This is a genomic window from Delftia sp. NA_296.1 (assembly GCF_052692095.1).
Genome location: NZ_JBQZGF010000001.1, coordinates 884375 through 903381, shown reverse-complemented (window position 1 = coordinate 903381; position 19007 = coordinate 884375). Strand labels below are relative to the sequence as shown.

18 protein-coding genes are annotated in these 19007 nt (G+C 64.8%); 6 read left to right on the top strand and 12 right to left on the bottom strand.

The window, feature by feature from the left end; translation table 11 throughout:
• Positions 1 to 41 precede the first annotated feature (41 nt).
• The 5 genes from ACUTR7_RS04210 to ACUTR7_RS04190 form a co-directional block, all read right to left on the bottom strand.
• The gene (locus ACUTR7_RS04210; RefSeq protein WP_199961534.1) at positions 42 to 542 is read right to left on the bottom strand and encodes a hypothetical protein; all 501 of its coding nucleotides are present in this window, start codon (positions 540 to 542) and stop codon (positions 42 to 44) included.
• A 2-nt stretch (positions 543 to 544) separates the two neighbouring features.
• Positions 545 to 1477, bottom strand: coding sequence for a hypothetical protein (locus ACUTR7_RS04205; protein ID WP_233626298.1), 933 nt, complete (start codon positions 1475 to 1477; stop codon positions 545 to 547).
• A gap of 555 nt (positions 1478 to 2032) precedes the next feature.
• Entirely contained in the window at positions 2033 to 2497 is a 465-nt protein-coding gene (locus ACUTR7_RS04200; protein WP_199961513.1) for a GNAT family N-acetyltransferase, read from the bottom strand.
• A gap of 167 nt (positions 2498 to 2664) precedes the next feature.
• Positions 2665 to 2898 carry a hypothetical protein gene (locus ACUTR7_RS04195; RefSeq protein WP_199961512.1) on the bottom strand — a complete coding sequence of 78 codons (234 nt, stop codon included), beginning with the start codon at positions 2896 to 2898 and terminating at the stop codon, positions 2665 to 2667.
• 15 nt (positions 2899 to 2913) lie between these two features.
• The gene (locus tag ACUTR7_RS04190) at positions 2914 to 3612 is read right to left on the bottom strand and encodes a hypothetical protein (RefSeq protein WP_445608209.1); all 699 of its coding nucleotides are present in this window, start codon (positions 3610 to 3612) and stop codon (positions 2914 to 2916) included.
• A gap of 149 nt (positions 3613 to 3761) precedes the next feature.
• Between ACUTR7_RS04190 and ACUTR7_RS04185 the strand changes: the two genes are divergently transcribed.
• Entirely contained in the window at positions 3762 to 4793 is a 1032-nt protein-coding gene (locus ACUTR7_RS04185) for an AAA family ATPase (protein WP_207443330.1), read from the top strand.
• 86 nt (positions 4794 to 4879) lie between these two features.
• Here ACUTR7_RS04185 and ACUTR7_RS04180 read toward each other — a convergent pair whose 3' ends face one another.
• Both ACUTR7_RS04180 and ACUTR7_RS04175 read right to left on the bottom strand, forming a co-directional pair.
• Positions 4880 to 6955: an FAD-binding oxidoreductase gene (locus ACUTR7_RS04180; protein ID WP_445608208.1), complete on the bottom strand. Its 2076-nt coding sequence runs from the start codon at positions 6953 to 6955 to the stop codon at positions 4880 to 4882.
• Between the two features lie 46 nt (positions 6956 to 7001).
• Positions 7002 to 7613, bottom strand: a complete 612-nt coding sequence (locus ACUTR7_RS04175) for a glutathione S-transferase family protein (RefSeq protein ID WP_088165008.1) — start codon at positions 7611 to 7613, stop codon at positions 7002 to 7004.
• Between the two features lie 201 nt (positions 7614 to 7814).
• Between ACUTR7_RS04175 and ACUTR7_RS04170 the strand changes: the two genes are divergently transcribed.
• On the top strand, positions 7815 to 8714 hold the full coding sequence (locus ACUTR7_RS04170) for a LysR family transcriptional regulator (protein WP_099751217.1): 900 nt from the start codon (positions 7815 to 7817) through the stop codon (positions 8712 to 8714).
• A 166-nt stretch (positions 8715 to 8880) separates the two neighbouring features.
• Here ACUTR7_RS04170 and ACUTR7_RS04165 read toward each other — a convergent pair whose 3' ends face one another.
• Positions 8881 to 9630 (bottom strand): DUF4377 domain-containing protein, encoded by a 750-nt coding sequence (locus ACUTR7_RS04165; protein WP_445608207.1) that lies wholly within the window; start codon positions 9628 to 9630, stop codon positions 8881 to 8883.
• Positions 9631 to 9720: 90 nt separating this feature from the next.
• The gene (locus tag ACUTR7_RS04160; protein WP_232240325.1) at positions 9721 to 10062 is read right to left on the bottom strand and encodes a hypothetical protein; all 342 of its coding nucleotides are present in this window, start codon (positions 10060 to 10062) and stop codon (positions 9721 to 9723) included.
• Between the two features lie 33 nt (positions 10063 to 10095).
• Here ACUTR7_RS04160 and ACUTR7_RS04155 point away from each other — a divergent pair, with 33 nt between their 5' ends.
• On the top strand, positions 10096 to 11430 hold the full coding sequence (locus ACUTR7_RS04155) for a sigma-70 family RNA polymerase sigma factor (RefSeq protein WP_445608206.1): 1335 nt from the start codon (positions 10096 to 10098) through the stop codon (positions 11428 to 11430).
• Between the two features lie 186 nt (positions 11431 to 11616).
• Positions 11617 to 13950, top strand: coding sequence for a TonB-dependent siderophore receptor (locus ACUTR7_RS04150; RefSeq protein ID WP_445608205.1), 2334 nt, complete (start codon positions 11617 to 11619; stop codon positions 13948 to 13950).
• A gap of 13 nt (positions 13951 to 13963) precedes the next feature.
• Here ACUTR7_RS04150 and ACUTR7_RS04145 read toward each other — a convergent pair whose 3' ends face one another.
• Positions 13964 to 15433, bottom strand: a complete 1470-nt coding sequence (locus ACUTR7_RS04145; RefSeq protein WP_445608204.1) for an MFS transporter — start codon at positions 15431 to 15433, stop codon at positions 13964 to 13966.
• A gap of 171 nt (positions 15434 to 15604) precedes the next feature.
• Here ACUTR7_RS04145 and ACUTR7_RS04140 point away from each other — a divergent pair, with 171 nt between their 5' ends.
• Both ACUTR7_RS04140 and ACUTR7_RS04135 read left to right on the top strand, forming a co-directional pair.
• Positions 15605 to 16576, top strand: coding sequence for a LysR family transcriptional regulator (locus ACUTR7_RS04140; RefSeq protein ID WP_445608203.1), 972 nt, complete (start codon positions 15605 to 15607; stop codon positions 16574 to 16576).
• 55 nt (positions 16577 to 16631) lie between these two features.
• A complete protein-coding gene (locus ACUTR7_RS04135) occupies positions 16632 to 17135 on the top strand; it encodes a flavodoxin family protein (protein ID WP_013802753.1) in 504 nt (167 codons plus the stop codon).
• A gap of 58 nt (positions 17136 to 17193) precedes the next feature.
• On the opposite strand, the gene ACUTR7_RS04130 is transcribed toward ACUTR7_RS04135, so the two are convergent.
• Entirely contained in the window at positions 17194 to 18402 is a 1209-nt protein-coding gene (locus ACUTR7_RS04130; protein ID WP_445608202.1) for a hypothetical protein, read from the bottom strand.
• A gap of 140 nt (positions 18403 to 18542) precedes the next feature.
• On the bottom strand, positions 18543 to 19004 hold the full coding sequence (locus tag ACUTR7_RS04125; RefSeq protein ID WP_445608201.1) for a hypothetical protein: 462 nt from the start codon (positions 19002 to 19004) through the stop codon (positions 18543 to 18545).
• Between the last annotated feature and the right edge of the window lie 3 nt (positions 19005 to 19007).

Genomic DNA, 19007 nt, shown 5'->3' with positions numbered 1-19007 from the left:
GCAAAAAAGCGCGGACCATGTGGTCTGCGCTTTTTTTTATTTCAGGGATTTTCAAGGTTGCCGGAGAGCCTGGCCTGCTCTTTGACCCATTCCCTGGTTTTTCCGCGAACGCACCATTCTGGGTTTTTGACCCAGTCTGAGAAATACATGTTTGGATGGCCTTGTAGGAGGTTGCAATGGGTGTAGCCGAGTTTTGGCATTGCCTTATATTGAAGCGGGGCTAGGAATAAAAGACAGAATAGTGCCGAGATAAAGCATAAAATAAGCGATTTGATTAATATGCCTTCTATATTTGTTTGAATGCGTGGCTTGCAAGGAATGGCTTTTACGATATATAGTAAAATCAATGATAAGAGAAATGGTAAGCAAAGAACCGGAAAAGGTGCCATTGGCCATATTCGAACGACTGGCGCCAGTGTTTTGATTTCATGGGTTGTTGTTATAATTGTTTCATTAATTAAGAAGACGCACGATAATAATACCAGGGTGGTCAGTAAGATCCCGAGGTAGGCGTTTTTTCTGATTCTTTGAATATCATGCATTTTTATCTTCTGTGGCTTAATTTGCACAATAGGTCTTCACTATTCTTTTCGGGAATGTAGAGTGTTTCGTTATTTTTGTTTGAAGGATTCCTTGACTGAATGTTGCTCCAATCTGGATGGCTTGTGTTAATCCGGTAAAATCCCTGCGCTGTATCATTTGGCGTGGATTTTATAGCCTTGATAACGTTTTGCTTTATCTGCCAGCGCTCGTCAGCGGAATTCAGTGCGAGACTGGTAATAAGAATCATTGCAGCCATGATTGCTAAGGGCAGTACGGCAACAGATATCATGCTTGCAGTCGTCATTCCCGCGGTCAAACCCGCTATTGTCGCCAATCCCGCCTTGACCGCCTCCACTCCAATCCCACCCACAAGATCATGCATGGTCTTCTCGTCATTGAAGATGAAGTCCAGTGTCTCTATCCCGGTGCCCACCACCAGGCTCAGAAGGAACCCGCCCTTGGCCACATTCTGCAGACCGCGAATACCCAGGCCCATCTGGACCATGCGTGGATTGGCGGCAAGGAATCGCGTGCCTTGCAGCAACTTGCGGCGAAGTCCCGCGTAGCCCGTGATGATGATATAGGTGCCTGTGGCGGTTGTCTTGATATAGGAGCGGGCACCGGCCAAGCCCAATGCAATCAGCGTTTTGGTGATGAGGTACGCGTCGCTGACCATCAGGGAGGCGGGAGCGACCCAGGGTTTGCCTGCATTCGGGCTGGCGGTGTGTGTCCAGTATCGCCCAAGCGCACTGTGGGCCAGCATGGCATGCAGCGTGCCCGCCAGGCGAGGATTGTTGCGCGCCTTGTCACTCAGTATGTCTGCGTATTCCTGTGGCGTGAGCACAATGGCATCGATCTGTTTTTGCTCCATTTGGCGAGCAAGCATGTCGGCATAGCCGATCTGATAGAAGGTGGCGGCAATGGAGGCTGGCATGGTGTATGGAGACGCTGGATCAGAAGCGGAATCGAGAATTCCAGTCAATGCGCCTTGATCAATAAAGGCAATTTGACGGAAATGAGTGGTTGCAAGCAGGCGAATAATCCGCTGTCAGTGTCCAGGCGGGTTTCTGATGTTTGCTGTGCGAAGAGTCCTCATTTGATTTCATGGCCTGCACGAGGTCAATCAAAGAAGTCGCCCACAGATCATTTTCAGAATTATCCTTAGGACAATTCCTAAAATCAGGTTTGAAATGCCAGGTGAATAGAGATGCTGCCAATGAGCGTTTGGTCCCAGGCAGCGCCATTCGCCATGGGTGGTATTCACGGGGCACAAGCGCAGGCCGCCCGGCTCGGCCACGGGCATTTGCGGATGAAGGATGCGGGGAGAGGTGGTCCGTACCGCCGCTGCGCTTGCGGGCAGGCTGTTGGACCGGGGTATGGGCTACGGTCTCACCGTGCTGAATGCTTGCAGACGAGGACTCAGGGACCGGGTGTCAGCGCATCGGAAGCCGTGCAGGCGCTGAAGGCCGCCTGCCGGAGGGTGCATGCCTCAAAGATCCAGTCCGAGATAACGCGTGCCCGGCACGGGATTGAAGCTCACCGGCTCTGCATCCGTAAAACCCAGGGACTCATACAGCCGCTGCGCAGCCTGGAACTCGGGCAGCACGTCCAGGCAGATGCGGGTGTAGCCCGCGTGGCGCGCAGCGTCCAGGATGCCTTCCACCAGGCGGCGACCCAGGTTCTCGCCGCGTACCGTGGGGCGCACGTAGACGCGCTTCATTTCGCCTGTCTGCGCATCCACCTGGCGCAGGGCGGCGCAGCCCACGGGCTGGCCGTCTTTCCAGGCCAGCAGCACGCAGCCCTCGGGCGCGGCGTACTTGCCGGGCAGGGCGGCGAACTCGGTCTCGAAGTCCTGGAAGTCCAGGCTCACGGTGGGGCTGGCCACGTACTCCCGGAAGATGCGGACCACGGCGTCGAGGTCTTCGGGAAAGCGGGCGGGGCGGATATCGGTCATGGGTGGCAAGGGGTCAAGCCCTGTTCAAGGGCGCTGCTCAGTTGGAATGAAAGCGCACAAGGATAGGGCAAGACGCCCGGGCCGCCGCCGATCCGCTACAGCATGGACACCACGCCCAAGCACAGGGCATCGTCGTGCGCCAGGCTGGCAACGGGATAGCCCGCAACTCACTCCTTCGGGGGCGCCTGTTCAGGGCGTTCGCACTTGCCGGTTTGCCTGGAGATCTGTGCTCCAGCTTTCAGGCATTTGTCTTTCTCCACATGGTTCAGGATCAGTGGCGCCAGCCACGCTGCCAGCAAGGCAAGCGCCAAGGGCAGCACGCCAAGCACCCACAGCATCCACTTCGCCTCACGCCGGAAATGCCCGGAGATTCCTGCGTTGGGCGATGCGGGATCTTTCATGGCGATGGCACCGCCTCAACTGCACAAGCGCAGATTGGTGCGCGCAGCCTTGAGCATGGGCAGCACCACATCGGCATCGGTGGGTGGATAGGCCTCGCGCAGTTCCTGATCCGTCTTGCCAGCTTCCTCGGCCAGCGGGGCCAGGGTCTGGCGGCAGGCGGCTGCGTCGCCCGAGCGAAGCTGTGCCAGCGCCAGGTCGTTGCGCAGCCAGCCCTTGGTAACGCCGGTCAGCACCTCATCGCAGTCCTGCAGCACCGGCGCCAGCGTGGTCAGCGCCAGGCGGTAGTCCTTGGCGTCGTACGCGCGCTTGAAGTTTCTGCGCGATGCGGCAATGGCCTTGTCCGTGCAGCCGGGTGTGGGCCGAAGGTAGTCGCCACCGAACCAGGCCCGCATGCCGCAGAAGTCCCGGCATGCCTCGGCGGTGGCCGCGTCGACCCCGACGCGCTGACCGGCAGGCGTGAAGTCCACGGCGCAGGCCGAATTCGCCATCCTGGCCCGGCCGTTGGTGATGGTGCCTTCCAGCTCACAGGTATGGCCGTTGGCACCGACGGTCTGGATATGGAACTTGCCATTGGCCCGCACCACCAGATCGCCACCCCCGCCCTTGCGCACATAGGTGCCTGCTGAGGGCGTGGTGATCTGTGCGCAGGCCAGGCCGATGTGGCAGGTGAGGACCAAGGGCGACAGGCGGAGCAGGCAGTTGGTGAGTTGCATGGGCAGGGCTTTGGATTTGCGGCGTGTACGAGGGCGCAGGAATTGCAGCGAGTGTATCGATCAAGGCCGTTTTGCATGGCGGGTTCGTTTGTCTGCGGACGGTACGGCGCCGTGCCCAGCTACAGTGATCCAGAATCTTGCAGCTCACCATGGACACTACAAAGCACATCAATCCAGACCACTATCTGGAAACCGAACAAGGTCGCCTGTTCACCCCGGAACGCAGTGCTGCCGCATGGGAGTTGGCGTACCGGGACTTGGACAAAGCACTGTCTGTCAGCTCGCCCGCGACCAAGCTCTATGTGGTGGTGGGGGTGCAAGCTGCAGGCAAGAGCAGCTGGATTCAACAGAACGCCGCAGCGTTGGGTGGTGATGCGGTGTTCTTTGATGCCGCCCTTCCGAAGACGGTGCATCGTGAGCGTGCCATTCAGATCGCCAGATCACATGGCGTGCCCGTAGTCTGTATTTGGCTCAAAGCCGATTTGCAGACCGCCTTGCGGAGGAACACGCAGCGGCGAGCCGATCACCAGGTGCCGGAGCAGGCCATTCGCAGCGTGTTTGCCATGTTCGAGCCGCCGAGTGAGCAGGAAGGGTTCGCGGTAGTCCATATCGACGACACCGAGCCGGCCCCCGGGAGCTCCATCCAGCCCATGGGGCCGCGCCAGTTCCCGTCCCTTCAGGATCTCGACCAGCAGGTGATTGTGGGCTGGCGAGCTTGCGAGATGGCGTTGGCCGAAGGTGGCCGCTGGGATATGGATGAATCAGGTCGGCAGCACTGGGTACCTGGCGAAGCAGTCTGGAGCCATCCGCAGGTGCCCTATCTCCAGTTCATCGAGATTTGGATCCAACTGGTGGACGGACGTGTCTGGTCAATGCTTTCCCGTATCGACGATGGCAGCGGGTTTCACGGCCTGTACCTTGTGACTCCAGAGGCGTCTGAGTCGGGTCCCGGCGTGCCTGCATCCATTGGTTACCGTGACCGACTGCTGGCTGAGTTGCCCTTGGGCCTTGTGCGGATAAAAGACATGCGCCGGGATGCAGATGGCTTTGTCGTGGAGATGTGCATGCTCATCGGCCAGAAAGTGGTTCGGTTCCTGTCAGGGGAGGTCTATGAGCGGGGTCAGGGCCTGTTTGAAGTCATAGAGCTTGATGAATCGATACTCGTCCAGATAGAAGGCTAGATGCAGCCAAGCATTGGGCAGCAATCGCTGATGTGCCTTTTGCCGTCGGTATGTCCTGATGTGGAAAGCGCGCAGAGACAGGCTCCTCACAACGCCAGATGCAAAGCCTCCCCCGTCTCCTGCGCAGGCACGGCGCAGCAGATCAGGGCCTCGCCTGCTGGCACGGCGAAGGAGGGTGGCGAGGCATAGGTCACCCCGCCCTGCAGCACACGCGCGCGGCAGTCGCCGCAGCTGCCGCCCCGGCAGCCGAAGGCGGGCTCCAGCCCCCGGGCCTCGGCCACTTCCAGCAGGCTGCCGTCGCCGGGCTTCCAGCGCGCTTCCTTGGCCGAGTCGGCAAAGATGATGCGGACAGGCTGTGTGGCGGGTGCAGGCAGTTCGACGGCGGGGGCTGCACCGGCCATGGATCGCTTCAGGGCCGAGGGACCGAAGGCTTCTGCGTGGATGCGCTCGTCGGGCACATTGCGTTCGCGCAGGCCGTCATAGGTGGCCTGCATGAAGGCGTCCGGGCCGCAGAGGTAGAAGTCGTAATCGTCCCAGGGCAGGGTGGCTTTCAACAGGGCCATGTCGATGTGGCCCTCATGGTCGTAGTCTCGGCCGGCCTTTGCCGTGCCGGGCTGGCTGAGCGTGCGCACCCAGTGCACCTCGGCATTGCCGGCCTTCACCAGTTCGGCAATCTCCGTGTCAAAGGCCCGTTCGCTGCGCGTGCGAGCCGCCTGGAACAGCCAGGTGGGCCGCAGGCTGCGGGTGCGCTGGCCTTCGTGGACGATGTGGCGCAGCATGGCCAGCAAGGGCGTGATGCCTATGCCCGCGGCCAGCAGCACGGCGGGGCGGCGCAGGGCCGCATCGGCGGTGAAGCTGCCAGCGGGCGGGCGGGCCTCGACCAGATCGCCTGGCTTCAGGCCATGCAGATGGCTGGATGCGCGGCCTTGCGTCTTGACGCTGATGCGCAAGCGCCCGTCCGAAGGCGCCAGCGACAGCGTATAGGTGCGCTGCAGGTGGCTGCCGTCCGCCAGCGTGAGGCGCAGCGGCAGGTGCTGGCCGGCCAGGGGGGCCACCGTGGCCATGCCATCGGCCGGCTCCAGGTAGAGCGAGCGGATGGTGGAGCTCTCATCCACGACCTGCGCCACCCGGAACGGCCGCCACTGCCGCCCCAGCCGGGCGGCGGCCAAGCGCTGGCTGACATCGGCCCAGCTTCCAGTCATCTGCAGGTGGGGCGACCAGCCGTCGGCCGCCATGCTCCAGCGCAGCGGCAGGGCGTCGGGCCGGCGCAGGATGCGGCGGGGCTTGAAGGTCCACAGGCGCTCGGCGCCCTCGAAGGCGGCGATTTCCGGGGAGTCGAGGATGACGCTGGCCTCGCCCGTCATCTGCAGCATTTCCCCGGTTTCGGAGTCGATGAACAGCAGGCCCGCCTTGGGATTGACCAGGAAGTTGCCCAGGGTCATGAAGAACAGGTTGCCCGAGAAGTCGGGGATGGTCAGCGTTCCATCGGCGTCGATCCGCACAAAGCCCGGCTTGCCGCCACGGTGGGAGACATCGACCTGGCGCAGGCCATCCTCCCCATCAACGTAGGACGCCACGTAGAACGTATCCGCCTGCGCAATCAGTGCCTGCGCGCGCGGGTCCAGTGATGCCAGTTCGAACGCCGGCAACTGCGTGGGCTCGTCCGCAGGCCGGACGAACCGGACGCTGCGGTTCTGGATATAACGCGGGCAGTTGCCGAAGCTCTGGACCACGCCGATGTCGAAGGCGTCCGCCCCATCAACGCCTGTCTTGCGCCGCACGGTGCCGTTGAGCCGGTTGCGCCGGCGCGTCATGGGGTCCATGCCCAGCAGGCCCACGGCATGGCCATCGGCCAGGCCCGGCTCGGCCGGGTCGGCCGCATCACGGCCCGCCGCCACATGCAGGGTCGATGGATCGGGAGAGTGCAGGAAGCCCGGCTCGCCGGCCCGTACCGTGGCCCAGGCATCGCCTTGCGCATCCACGCTGCCCAGCACCACGAAATGCAGCAGAGGATAGAACTCGCGGTGCTGGTCCAGCAGGAAGGGGCGCAGGAACTTGCGGCCCGGCATGTCCATGCGGCCCAAGACGCCAACGCTTTGCTGGATCGCCAGTTCGCCCGCATGCCAGGGCGAGGCAGGGTTTTGCAGGGGTTGCGGTTGCATGGTGCGCTCCTTTGCCGGGGTTTCAGGGGAGGTGTGGCTCAGGCACTCAGGCCCGCAGGCCGGCCGGTGTCTGGGCGAATGCCACGAAGCCCGGCAGCGCCTCGATGCGGCCCAGCCAGGCGCGCACTTCGCGGTAGGGTTGCAGGTCCACATTGCCCTCGGGCGCGCTGGCGATGTAGCTGTACAGGGCCACGTCGGCAATCGTGGGCGTGCTTCCGGTGAGGAAGGGGCGGGTGGTCAATTGCGCCTCGATCTTGCCGAGGATGGCGTGGGCGCGGGCTATCACTTCCTCGGCCTGGAAGGGGGCCTTGAACACCGTGACCAGCCGGGCCGCCGCCGGGCCGAAGGCAATGGGGCCGGCGGCGATGCTCAGCCATTTCTGGATCTCGGCCTCGGCCTGTGCGCCCAGGGGCATCCAGTCCTGGCGGTCCAGCTTGCGCGCCAGGTAGACCAGGATGGCGTTGGAGTCGGCAATCACCGTGCCGTTGTCGTCCAGCACCGGCACCTGGCCCAGCGGGTTCAGCGCCAGGAATTCGGGCTTCTTCTGCGCGCCGTTGGCCAGGTCCACGTGGACCAGCTCATGCTCCACGCCCAGCAGGCCGAGGAAGAGGCGGGCGCGATGGGCGTGGCCGGACAGGGGAAAGTGGTAGAGCTTCATTGCGGTTCCTTGGGGTTGGTGAAGGCGCCGGTTGTCGGCGCCACGGGACGTATCCTCCTTCTCCGCCCGCATCTTTAGAATCCCTGGCGGCGGCAAGTCACTCTTGCGGGAACGCGAACAAAGCGCCGGCGCAAACCTGGGCAGGCCTGCGCGGGCCGCTCGCAGCCGGGCAGATACACGACACAGACAAGGCAGGCACAGATGGATCGCTTCCAGTCCATGACGGCATTTCTCGCAGTGGTGGACACGGGCGGCTTCGCCTCGGCCGCACGTCGGCTCAAGGTCTCGCCCTCGGTGGTGACGCGGGCCGTCTCCGACCTGGAGGAGCGCCTGGGCGTGCGCCTGCTCACGCGCACCACGCGCTTCGTGCGCGTGACCGAGGCCGGCACGGCCTACGCCGACAGCTGCCGCCGCATCCTGGCCGAGCTGGAAGAGGCCGACGAGCACGCTGCCAGCGCCCATGCCGCACCGCGCGGCCGGCTCACGCTCACGGCGCCGGTCAACTTCGGGCGCATGCACGTGCTGCCCGTGGTGCACGACTACCTGGGCCGGTTTCCCGAGGTGGACGTCAACTGCTGGTTTGTGGACCGCGTGGTCAGCCTGGTGGATGAGGGCGTGGACGTGGCCGTGCGCATCGGCGATCTGCCCGATTCCTCGCTGCAGGCGATCCGCGTGGGCAGCGTGCGGCAGGTGCTGTGTGCCTCGCCCGCATACCTGGCCAGCCACGGCGTGCCCCAGCGGCCCGAGGAGCTAGCGCAGCACACCACCATCACCGCATCCGGCCTCACCTCCACACCCGAATGGCGGTTTCTTGAAGGCGACAAGGCCCTGGCCGTGCGCCTTCAGCCGCGCCTCATGTCCATGACCAACGAGGCTGCGGCAGACTGCGCCCTGGCCGGGCAAGGCATCACGCGCCTGCCGCTCTACCAGATCGCCAAGCCCGTGCAGGACGGCGCACTGCGCCTGGTGCTGGAGCCCTTCGAGCGGCCGCCGCTGCCGATTCATGTGGTGCACAGGGAAGGGCGGCACGCCGCGCATCGCGTGCGGGCGTTCATCGATATGGCGGTGGATGCGCTGCGGGTGGCGGCGTTGAGGTGGTAGCGGCCATTGCCGGGAAGCCATCTTCCGCGCATTGCAAACCATGTGCACCAGCGCCGAATCGCTGGATTGCGGCTTTGTCGATCAGGCCGAGGTCAGGCGCAGGGAGGCTGCGCAGGTGGCTCGGGAAATGACTTTGGGGTTGGGCGCGTAGGCAAGCATGGCGTTTCTATTGGGAGAATCGGGTTGTTTCTCCCTGCAATAGATAGGCAAATGCCATTTCGCCGGACGGCGGATTCTTCAACTTGAAGCGAGTGACATTCAGAACACCGTGCCAGCCCGGTGGATGTGAATAGCCTTCAATCGCCGTCAATTTGAAAGTCTGCCATTTTCCATGGTTGTGAAATTCGCCTTTCCCGTTGCGAACATGCCAATTGACCTCTCGAACGCGCAGGCACTCGGTGCCATTGGCTGTGTTGTCATTGCATTGCACATGTTGCGCTTCGACTTCCAGAAGAATCGGCTGGCCCTCACTTCCGTACTTCGTTTTTGGTGTGGGTTCGCCTTTCAGTCCCCAGCGGCTACCATCGGCAAAGCGTAGTTGCAAATGGGGCGGTGCGTCGGCGATTGCCCTTGTCAATGTGTAGTGAAATTTCCTTGACAGCAAGTCACTTGCCCATTTTTGCAGTTCCATCAATGGCTCGGGACACCCGGCCATCGTGTAGATGCCGGGCTTGATCTGGAGGCTTCCATCGGCATCCATCTCATATTTCCAGTTCATGAAATTGCATATCCGTGTGCCGAAATCTCCATCTTTGGAGAACCAGAGCTTTATTGAGGGGCTGTCTGGTGTTTTCCAATTCTTTTTCTCTTTGCCTACGGCATCGAAAGCCTGCTGCAGGTTCCACTCGTAGGCAGATAAATATTCCGCGTCCTTGTCTTGATGCGGTAGCGCACTTTGGCTGGCAATGTGTTCCATGCCGTGGCTTGCAGTGGACAAAAGTATGGCTGCCAGGAATTGAAGAAAAGCTTTCAATTGAAGCCCTCAAGGTGGTGACCAGAGAACCCGCTATCGCAGGGAAGATGCCTCGACCCAGATCGTATGCCCTGGGTGGTGTTCCTCAATGGTGGACACGGCATCGTCGATCAAAACGCGGTCCTCCAGCGAGTAGGCAAAGCGGCTGAGGTTGGACCATTGTCGGGCGGCGTAGTCGGCTTCGGAAATCGCGTCGCTGCCGCACCAGATGGCGTCGCTTTCGGTGGCGGCGAGAAGTGCCTGTGCCAAGCCGGTAGATGTGATCGCCAGGAAGATCATGGGCATGTGGTCCGGATGTTGATGGGTGGACAGTTTGCCTTCGATGGCCAGTCCGCCGAGCCTGCCTGGATCAAACAAAACTAGAATGATAGTCATTCTCGTTGTCGATTTCTCACATCCCCCCCGGCCATGCCCACCCCTTCCGCCTCCTGGACCGCTGCGCGCTGGCACCAGCTTTTCTGTGCCTGCCAGCAGCAACTGGTGTCCTATCTGGCCGGCAAGACCGGCAGCCGTGACGAGGCGCAGGAACTGGCCCAGGAAACCTGGCTGCGCCTGGCCGATGCGCCGCCGCAGCTGCCCGATGGCAGCTCGCCCACGCTCGAAGCCGCGCGGGCCTACCTGTTTGCAACGGCCAAGCATCTGGCGATAGACAGGCTGCGCCAGCGCGGTGCGCAGCAGCGCTGCATGGACGACTGGGCGCAATTGCAGCCCGAGGCCGAAGGCGATGTGGCCGACCGCGCCATGTACCGGCAGGCACTGGCCGTGGTGGAGCGCACGATTGCAGACCTGCCCGAGCGCATGCAGGCCGCCTTGCTGGCCCACCGCCTGCATGGCGAGCGGCAGGCCGACATCGCCGAGCGTCTGCAGGTCTCCCTGAACACCGTGGAGCGCGACCTGATGCAGGCCGATGCCTGCCTGGAAGCCGCCTTGCTGCGCTGGCGCGGCGGGGTGGAGGCGGGCTTGCAGGCCTCTTCCAGAAAGCGGCGGCGGCGTGCCCTGGGTGCGCTGCTGGGCGTGGCCGGCATGGCCTGCGCGGCCTGGCCCGCCTGGCAGATGTGGAGCCGCCGCGTGCTGTGGCAAGGTGAACTGGCCAGCGCCACGGGCGTGCAGCGCAGCCTGGAGCTGCCCGATGGCAGCGTGCTGCGCGTGGACGCCGCCAGCCGCGTGGCACTGACCTACCGTGCCGACCTGCGACAGGCACAGCTGCTGGAAGGCGCCGCCTTCTTTGCCGTGGCGCGCGATGCGGCACGCCCCTTTGTGGTGGAGGCCGGCCCCCTGCGCGTGACCGTGCTGGGCACGCGCTTTGGTGTGGAACTGGAGCCCGATGCGGTGCGCGTGCAGGTGGAGTCGGGCCAGGTGCGGGTGGAGCATGTGGCCACCGGACGCGGCCAGTTGCTGCAGGACAGCCAGTCGCTGCGCATTCCCCTGGACGGCGGGGCAGGAGATGCCGACGGCGCTGCCTGGCAGCCGCAGCTCCAGCAACGGCCCGCGGCCTGGCGCGAGGGCGAGCTGGTCTTCGAGCAGGAACCGCTGGGCCGCGTCGTGCACCGGCTGGGCCGCTACACGCGGCGCCGCCTGGTGGTGGAGGAGGGCGCGGCGCAACTGGCCATCAGCGGCCATGTGCGCATTGCCCAGGCCGAGCGCTGGTTGCGCGGGCTGCCGCAGTTCGCCCCGGTGCAGGTCAGCGTGCTGGACGACGGCGGCCTGCGGATTGCGCGGCGCGGCGGGCGCGCGGAGCCGTGAAGTTTTTTTCAGGGTTTTTGGGAGTGACTCGTATTTGCATATGAAAGGCCGGGCGCCCTGCCTGTGCCGGCGATTCGCAATGAGCCTGTCCTCCAGAAAGTCCTTATGTCCGCTCCCAAGTCCTCCCGATTCCGATTCCGCCTCCGTCTCCGCCGCACAGCGGTTTTTCATGCATGTGCAGGCCTGGTGCTGGGCCTGCAACTGCAGTTGGCCGCCGCGCAATCGGTGTCCTTCGACGTGCCGGCCCAGCCGCTGGCCCAGGCGCTGAGCCAGTTTGCGCGCCAGGCGGGGCTGCAGCTCACCTACTCCTCCGAACTGGTGCAGGGCCGGCAGGCCCCGGCGCTCAACGGCAGCCACGATGTGCGCCAGGGCCTGGCGGCATTGCTGCAGGGCAGCGGCCTGCAGGGGCGCATCGAGGGCGGTACGCTGACCCTGCTTCCCACTGCCGCCAACGCGCCTGAGAACGCGCACCGCCTGTCCGAGATCACCGTCACGGCCGGCGACCAGTATGTGAGCCTGCTGCCCGCGCCCTACGCTGGCGGGCAGGTGGCCAAGGGCGTGCGCCTGGGCGTGCTGGGCAATACCGGCAACATGCAGGCGCCGTTCAGCACCACCAGCTACACGTCCGAGGCCGTGCGCAACCAGCAGGCCGGCACCATTGCCGAGGCGGTGAACCGCGACCCTTCCGTGCGCTACACCGTGCTGCCGGGCGGCAACGTGGACAACCTCTATATCCGGGGCTTTCCGATCTGGGAGGGCAACTCGGGCGAAATCGCCTTTGACGGCATCTACGGCATTGCTCCCAACTACCGCGTGCGCACCGAGTACGTGGACCGCATCGAGGTGGTCAAGGGGCCGGGCGCGCTGCTGTTCGGCATGTCGCCCAACGGCTCGGTGGGCGGCGTGATCAACATCGCTCCCAAGCGCGCCAATGAAGATGTGGCGCGGCTGACCACGGGCTGGACTTCGGACAGCCTCTGGCGCGCCCACGCCGACGTGGGCCGGCGCTTTGGCGACGAGGCCCAGTACGGCATCCGTGTGAACGCCAGCAAGTACGGCGGCGATACGTCCATGGACCATCAAAGCACCGACGGCCATGTGCTGGCCGTGGCGCTGGACTACGAGGTGGAGCGCTTCCGCGCAACGCTGGACCTGCTCTCGCAGGACGAGCGCATCGACGGCGTGGGCCGGCCCATCATGCCCACGGGGCTCACCTCCATGCCTGCTGCGCCGGATGGCCGGCGCAACGTGACCCAGCCCTGGGAATGGTCCAAGAACCGCGAGCGCGCCGTGCTGCTGCGCACCGAACTGGACCTCACGCAGCAGCTCACGCTGTTCGCCAACATCGGCCAGTCGCGCGCCGATGTGGACCGCATCTACGACTCGGCCCCGCGCCTGACCAGTGCTGCAGGCACCACCAGCATCACGCCCACCTACGCGGTGTTCGACGTGGACCGCAGCACCATCGACGCGGGCCTGCGCTCGCGCTTTGCGCTGGCCGGTGTCAAGCATTCGGTCACGCTGCAGCTGGCCAGCTACCGCGAGGATTTTCACCGCGCGCTGCAGGCGGGCTCCACCGTGGCGTCCAACATCTATGCGCCCATTGCCCACGCGCCGCAGAGCATTGCGCGGCCTTCGGCCATTCCGCGCATTCATGACAACCGCAACACCAGCCTGGCCCTGGTGGACACGCTCTCGCTGCTGCAGGACAGGCTGCAACTGTCGCTGGGCCTGCGCCACCAGGCCATCAAATCCACCAACTACAACGTGCTCACGGGCGGCGCCGCCAATGTCTACGACGAGAGCGTGACCACGCCCGCCGTGGGCGTGGTCTGGCGCCAGGCGCCCAACTGGAGCCTCTACGCCAACTACATCGAAGGCCTGAGCAAGGGCGACATCGCGCCGCCCGCGGCCAGCAACTACGGCGAGGTGCTGCGCCCCTACAAGAGCCGCCAGTACGAAGTGGGCAGCAAGTACGACTTCGGCAGCTTCATGGCCACGGCCGCCCTGTTCAGCATTGAAAAACCCAGCGGCGGCCTGGACCAGGGCGTCTACAAGACCAACGGCGAGCAGCGCAACCTGGGCATGGAGCTGTATGCCTACGGCGAGGCCGCGCGCGGCCTGCGCCTGCTCGGTGGCGTGACCTGGCTCAAGCCCGAGATCACGCGCTCGGCCACGCCTGCGCTGGTGGGCAACCGGCCCATCGGCACCTCGCGCCTGCTGGCCAACCTGGGCGTGGAATGGGATGTGCCCGCCCTTGAGGGCCTGACCCTGGTCGGCGACCTGGCCTACACCGGCGCCCAGTTCGTGGACCAGGCCAACCGCCTGCGCATCCCGGGCTGGACACGCACCGACCTGGGCCTGCGCTACGCCACCCGCATCGCGGGCCGCAAGACCACGCTGCGCGCCACGGTGCAGAACGTGGCCGACCGCAAGGCCTGGGCCGGCGTCACGTCCTGGGGCGCCGTCTCGCCGATGATTCCGCGCACCTTCGTGGTGTCGGCTTCGGTGGATTTCTGAGACACCGGGCGGCCTAGGCGCCTTCCGTAGCCGAACGAATGGCGGCGCTCTGCGCCGCAGGGGCTCCCTGGCCGTCACGCGCTGCGGCTTTGCGCGTCGGCAGCCATCGGCAGGCAGCCAACGCCGCCAGAACCGCCAGCGCCGCGCAGCCGAAGATGGCCTGCAGCCCGTGGCCCAGCGCGGCGGTCACGGCATCGGCGTGTGCTGCCAGGGGGCTGGCCGCAGCCAGCTCCTGTTTCATCAAATGGCTGAGCAGGGCTGCCAGCAAGGCCACGCCGGCGGCGCCGCCCAGGCTGCGCAGCATAACGGGTGCCGCCGTGGCAATGCCCAGGTGCCGGGCCGGCGACACACGCTGCGCCACCACGGTGATGATGGGAAACATCAGCCCCAGTCCCAGGCCCAATGGCAGCAGTCCTGCGGACAGGGCCAGCGGCGCCTGTGGCAGCCAGTGCAAGGCCGCGGTGATCAGCCCGAACGACAGCAGCATCAGCATGCAGGCCACCCGGGCGAGCGACACGGCTGGCGTCTGGGCGCGCAGGCGCCGGCCGCTGCCAATGGCCCCTGCGGTGATGCCGGCCATCAGTGGCGCAAGGTGCCAGGCGGAGCCCGTGGGCGACATGTGCAGGCCAATCTGCAGATACTGCGGAAGGAAGACAACGGTCGCATACAGCGCAACGCCCGTGGAAAGGGCCAGGAAACTGACCGCCGCGTAGGCCGGGTGGGCAAACAGCGACAGCGGCAGCAGCGGATGGGTGGCGCGGCGCTGGCGCACGAAGAATGCCAGGGCGAACTTGGCGCCCAGGGCCAGCAGCACCCACAGCGACAGCTGCTCTGGCAGATTCAGGTGGCTGTGCTGGGTGGCCAGCAGCAGGCTGACCAGGGCTGCGGCCAGCAACACGGCACCCAGCCAGTCAATGCGCTGGCGGGGCAGGGGCTCGGCGGCAGCCTGCGGCGCAGCCGCCCTGGCGGGCAGCGCCCATGCCAGCACTCCCCAGGCCAGCCCTGCGAGCGGCACGTTCAGCCAGAACGCCCAGTGCCAGGACAGATGCTCCACCAGCGCCCCGCCCAGCAGCGGGCCGACCATGGTCGATACGCCATAGGCGGCGCCCAGCAGGCCCTGGTAGCGGGCCCGTTGCTCAGGCGCAAACAGATCGGCAAGGGTCAGCATCGTCAGCGTCATGAGTCCGCCGCCGCCCGCGCCCTGCAGGGCACGCGCCAACACCAGCTGCTGCAAGTCATGGCTTGCGCCACAGGCCAGGGAGCCGGCCAGGAACAGGCCGATGGCCAGTAGCAGCATGGGCTTTCTGCCCAGCACATCGGCCAGCCGCCCGTACAGCGCAATCACCACGGTGGCCGCCAGCAGATAGGCCGAGAACACCCAGGCCAGCGGCCAATGGCCCGGCAGTTCGCGGGCCATCACGGGCAGGGCGGTCGAAAGAATGGTCTGGTCCAGGGCCGCGAGGACGAGCGTCAGCACGAGCATGGCGAAGCAAAGCCGGGGCAGGTTCCGCCGACCGGGCGGGGAAGTCAGCGAGTTTGTGGGCATGGGCGTCATGGGCGTGCAGCGGCGAGGGCTTGGGTTGAGGCAACGGCCGCCAGTGTCGGGAGCGGTGTGGGTTTTGTACAGTGCAATGTATTGAACGTATGATTTCGCATGGCGAACACATACGACCTCAACCTGCTGATTGCACTGGATGCCTTGCTCAGCACCGGCAGCGTGACGCAGGCGGCCGGGCGCATGCACCTGAGCACTCCCGCCATGAGCCATACGCTGGCACGCATCAGGGAGGCGTTTGGCGATCCCATCCTGGTGCGTGCGGGCCGCAGCCTGGTGCCCACGCCGCGCGCCCTGGCCCTGGCGGAGCCGGTGCGCGCGCTGCTGGCCCAGGCGCGGGCGCTGCAGGACCCTGTCGATGCGGAAGGACTGGCGGGCCTGCGCCGCCGCTTCGTGGTGCGGGCGCCCGAAGGCATTGCCGTCGTCTTCGGTGCCAGCCTGTCGCGTGCGCTGGAGGCCGAAATGCCGCTGGCCAGCCTGCAGTTCCTGCCCGAAACCCATGCCGACCCGGGGGCCCTGCGCGAAGGCCGCATCGACCTGGATGTGGGCAGCTTTCGCAGCATGGACCCGGAAACCGAGAGCCTGGTGATATCGGAGCAGACCTTGGTGGGCGTCGTGCGCGCCGGCCATCCCCTGTTGAAGTCCACCAGAAAGTCGCAACGGCCGAGCGCCGCGCAGTTCGCCGCCGCGCGCCACGTCGGCATCACCCAGCGCCCGGGTGAAAGCTCGCCCGTGGACGCTGCCCTGGAGGCGCTGGGCCTGCAGCGGCAGCTGGCGCTGCTGGTGCCCAGTTCGTTCTCGGCCCTGATTGCGGCTTCCCGCACCGACCTGGTGGCCTGCGTGCCGACACGCACGGCGCATGGCATGGCCGCATCGCTGGGGCTGGTGGTGTTTGCCTTGCCCATCGAAGTACAGGTGCAGCCCATGCGCATGGCCTGGCATCCGCGCCATCAGGCGGATCCCGCGCATCAATGGTTGCGCGACTGCATTCAACGGCAGCTCGATGATCCGCAATGGATCAGGCCTTCCGTGGCGTCGCTGACGGATGGGGCCGGCAGGGGGGTTACCTGATCCGCACCGTGGCGGGAGTAGCCCGGTTCTCCCACCATCGGTCTATGCTCGCGGCATGAACGCAAGCAAGACCCTGCTGATCGTCTACCACTCCATGACTGGCGGCACCCGCCAGATGGCCGAGGCCGCGCGCGACGGCGCAGCGGCCGAAGGCCAGGGCGTGCAGGTGCGCCTGCTGCACGCCTCCGAGGCCGGCCCCGACGATGTGCTGTCCGCCGACGGCTACCTCTTCGCCACCCCGGAAAACCTGGCCGCCATCAGCGGGCAGCTCAAGGACTTCTTCGACCGCAGCTACTACGCGGCGCTGGATCACCTCAATGGCCGGCCCTATGCCAGCCTCATCTGCGCGGGCAGCGACGGCCAGAACGCCGCCCGCCAGATCGCCCGCATCGCCACCGGCTGGCGCCTAAAGCCCGTGGCCGAGCCCCTGATCATCTGCACCCACGCCCAGACCACCGAGGCCATCCTGGCACCCAAGCGGATTGCCGCAGCTGAGCTGGAGCAGTGCCGGGCGTTGGGGGAGGCGATGGGGGCCGGGCTGGCGCTGGGGGTCTTTTGAGGGTTGCCAGCATCTTGGGTGCCCTACGTTTCTTGGTGGCCCGGTCGCCCGGTGTGGTTCAGCCGAACAGGCGCGACCAGAATCCGCCTTTTCCACCCACCTGCTGCCGGGCTCCCTGCATGTGGGCGCGTATGCCGAGCAATTGGGCATCGTCCGGATCGTGGCGCAGGGCGATCTCGACCAGTTCAGGCTGAAGGTGCGAGGCCTTGAGCTGGCCCAGGGCCCTGAGGGCGGTGACCTTGTGCGCATGAACGAAGCTCATGCTGCGAACTTCCCATTGCGCTTGCTGTTGCTGCGGCGAAAGCTGCGCATAGCGGCGCTCGGCTTCGGCCACGATGTCGAGGACGTCCTGGTGGTGGCTGGTCTCGTTGAGATAGGCGCATGCGGTCTGCGCGCAGTCCAGATATAGGCCGGTATCAAGCGCGTAGTCCTCCATCAGCAGCAGTGACAGGTCGGTGGCTTGCTTGCGGTTCCCCAGTTGCCGATAGGCATGGCGCAGGTTTTCCAGCAGGGCCTGGAAACAGGTCTGCTGCAGCCCGGCTTCGAGGACGGCGGCCGCCTGCTCGTACTGTTCCTGCGCGTTGTACAGCACGCCCAGGTTGTTGCAGCACATGGCATAGGTGTGGATGTCCTGCGCGGTGGGCGCGGCCTCCTGGCCGTTTGCCGGCGTGCCGGCGCTGGCGAAGCGCTCCAGACAGCGTTCGTAGAGTGTGGTCTGCAGGCGCTCGATTTCCTGCAGGGCCGCTGCATCCGTGTCGGGGCGCTTCCACTTGCCCACGGTCACGCCGGCCGTGTAGTAGTCGGGTGCCGCCGGGCTATCAGCCAACTCGGGATAGGAAAAGATGCTGCGCCAGGGCACGGCATGCTCCATCTCGAAAATGCGGGCTTGCAAGTCCACCTGGGGCTGCAAGGCATGAGACTTGCGGTAGGCGGCCAGCGCGGGCTCGGGTTCGTCCAGCCAATAGTGGGCACTGCCCAAATAGCGGTGTCCATAGGCATTGGCTGGTGACAATGCCAGTGCGCGCTGCGCCCATTCGCCGACTTGGCGCAATGCCGCACTGCGGTCCTCGGTGAATTGGTCACTGGACTCGAGATACACCAGGCACAGCATCAGCCATGACCATTCGCTACCCTGGCCTGATTCGGCAGTGGCCTGAATGCTGGTCAAGAGGCTGGCAATCGCTTCGTTGTCCAGATGGCTGAAAACCATGGTGCCGGACCATAGCGCATGCATGTGCGCGTGGTCGCCCTGGCTGAAGGAATGCATTCCTTGGGAAATCAGTCGGTCCATGGTCTGTTGGGAATATTGTGGGAGGCGCCATCGTATCCGCTGTGTTTGACAGGAGGATGGGGCACCACTCAATCGGAGTGATAAGACGCCTTTGTAGACAATGTCTGAACAACAGGTCAAAGCCCCGTCAACTGCGGCAATGCTTTCTCGCAGGCCTTGCGGCACAGGTAGCGCAGGTCGTGATCGCCATCTTCACTGCGCAGGTAGCCGGCACCGGCGGCGTTGATGTTCCATTCATAGACCTTGCCCGAGCGCAGCAGCCGTCCGCTGAAACTGCAGGGCAGGATGATGGATTCCTCATGGAAGCTGCCAGCCGAGACTTGCTTTGCCGTCGCGAAATAGCGGGCCACGTCGGCGGCGTCCAGGCTGACTTTCTCGCATCCCATGGTCTCGCCCGTGCCTACGGAACGGGTGACCGGGCCGATGACGGAAATGGGTGCCGCCTTGGTCGCGTGTTTGGGCGTGGATGTGGAAGTAGATGAGGCCTGCAGCGGCGCATGCAGGCACAGCATCACGGCAGCCCAGGCCGCAATGCGCAGGCCGCGAGAGGGATTGTTGAAAAGCTGGCTGGATGGCATGGC

What these genes read in the sequence shown, in the direction of transcription:
- ACUTR7_RS04125 (WP_445608201.1), bottom strand. Translation starts at nt 19,004, where the DNA reads ATGCCATCCAGCCAGCTTTTCAACAATCCCTCTCGCGGCCTGCGCATT.
- ACUTR7_RS04160 (WP_232240325.1), bottom strand. Translation starts at nt 10,062, where the DNA reads ATGACTATCATTCTAGTTTTGTTTGATCCAGGCAGGCTCGGCGGACTG.
- ACUTR7_RS04180 (WP_445608208.1), bottom strand. Translation starts at nt 6,955, where the DNA reads ATGCAACCGCAACCCCTGCAAAACCCTGCCTCGCCCTGGCATGCGGGC.
- ACUTR7_RS04145 (WP_445608204.1), bottom strand. Translation starts at nt 15,433, where the DNA reads ATGCTCGTGCTGACGCTCGTCCTCGCGGCCCTGGACCAGACCATTCTT.
- ACUTR7_RS04140 (WP_445608203.1), top strand. Translation starts at nt 15,605, where the DNA reads ATGGCGAACACATACGACCTCAACCTGCTGATTGCACTGGATGCCTTG.
- ACUTR7_RS04195 (WP_199961512.1), bottom strand. Translation starts at nt 2,898, where the DNA reads ATGAAAGATCCCGCATCGCCCAACGCAGGAATCTCCGGGCATTTCCGG.
- ACUTR7_RS04130 (WP_445608202.1), bottom strand. Translation starts at nt 18,402, where the DNA reads ATGCATTCCTTCAGCCAGGGCGACCACGCGCACATGCATGCGCTATGG.
- ACUTR7_RS04210 (WP_199961534.1), bottom strand. Translation starts at nt 542, where the DNA reads ATGCATGATATTCAAAGAATCAGAAAAAACGCCTACCTCGGGATCTTA.
- ACUTR7_RS04175 (WP_088165008.1), bottom strand. Translation starts at nt 7,613, where the DNA reads ATGAAGCTCTACCACTTTCCCCTGTCCGGCCACGCCCATCGCGCCCGC.
- ACUTR7_RS04165 (WP_445608207.1), bottom strand. Translation starts at nt 9,630, where the DNA reads ATGGAACACATTGCCAGCCAAAGTGCGCTACCGCATCAAGACAAGGAC.
- ACUTR7_RS04155 (WP_445608206.1), top strand. Translation starts at nt 10,096, where the DNA reads ATGCCCACCCCTTCCGCCTCCTGGACCGCTGCGCGCTGGCACCAGCTT.
- ACUTR7_RS04185 (WP_207443330.1), top strand. Translation starts at nt 3,762, where the DNA reads ATGGACACTACAAAGCACATCAATCCAGACCACTATCTGGAAACCGAA.
- ACUTR7_RS04190 (WP_445608209.1), bottom strand. Translation starts at nt 3,612, where the DNA reads ATGCAACTCACCAACTGCCTGCTCCGCCTGTCGCCCTTGGTCCTCACC.
- ACUTR7_RS04200 (WP_199961513.1), bottom strand. Translation starts at nt 2,497, where the DNA reads ATGACCGATATCCGCCCCGCCCGCTTTCCCGAAGACCTCGACGCCGTG.
- ACUTR7_RS04170 (WP_099751217.1), top strand. Translation starts at nt 7,815, where the DNA reads ATGGATCGCTTCCAGTCCATGACGGCATTTCTCGCAGTGGTGGACACG.
- ACUTR7_RS04205 (WP_233626298.1), bottom strand. Translation starts at nt 1,477, where the DNA reads ATGCCAGCCTCCATTGCCGCCACCTTCTATCAGATCGGCTATGCCGAC.
- ACUTR7_RS04135 (WP_013802753.1), top strand. Translation starts at nt 16,632, where the DNA reads ATGAACGCAAGCAAGACCCTGCTGATCGTCTACCACTCCATGACTGGC.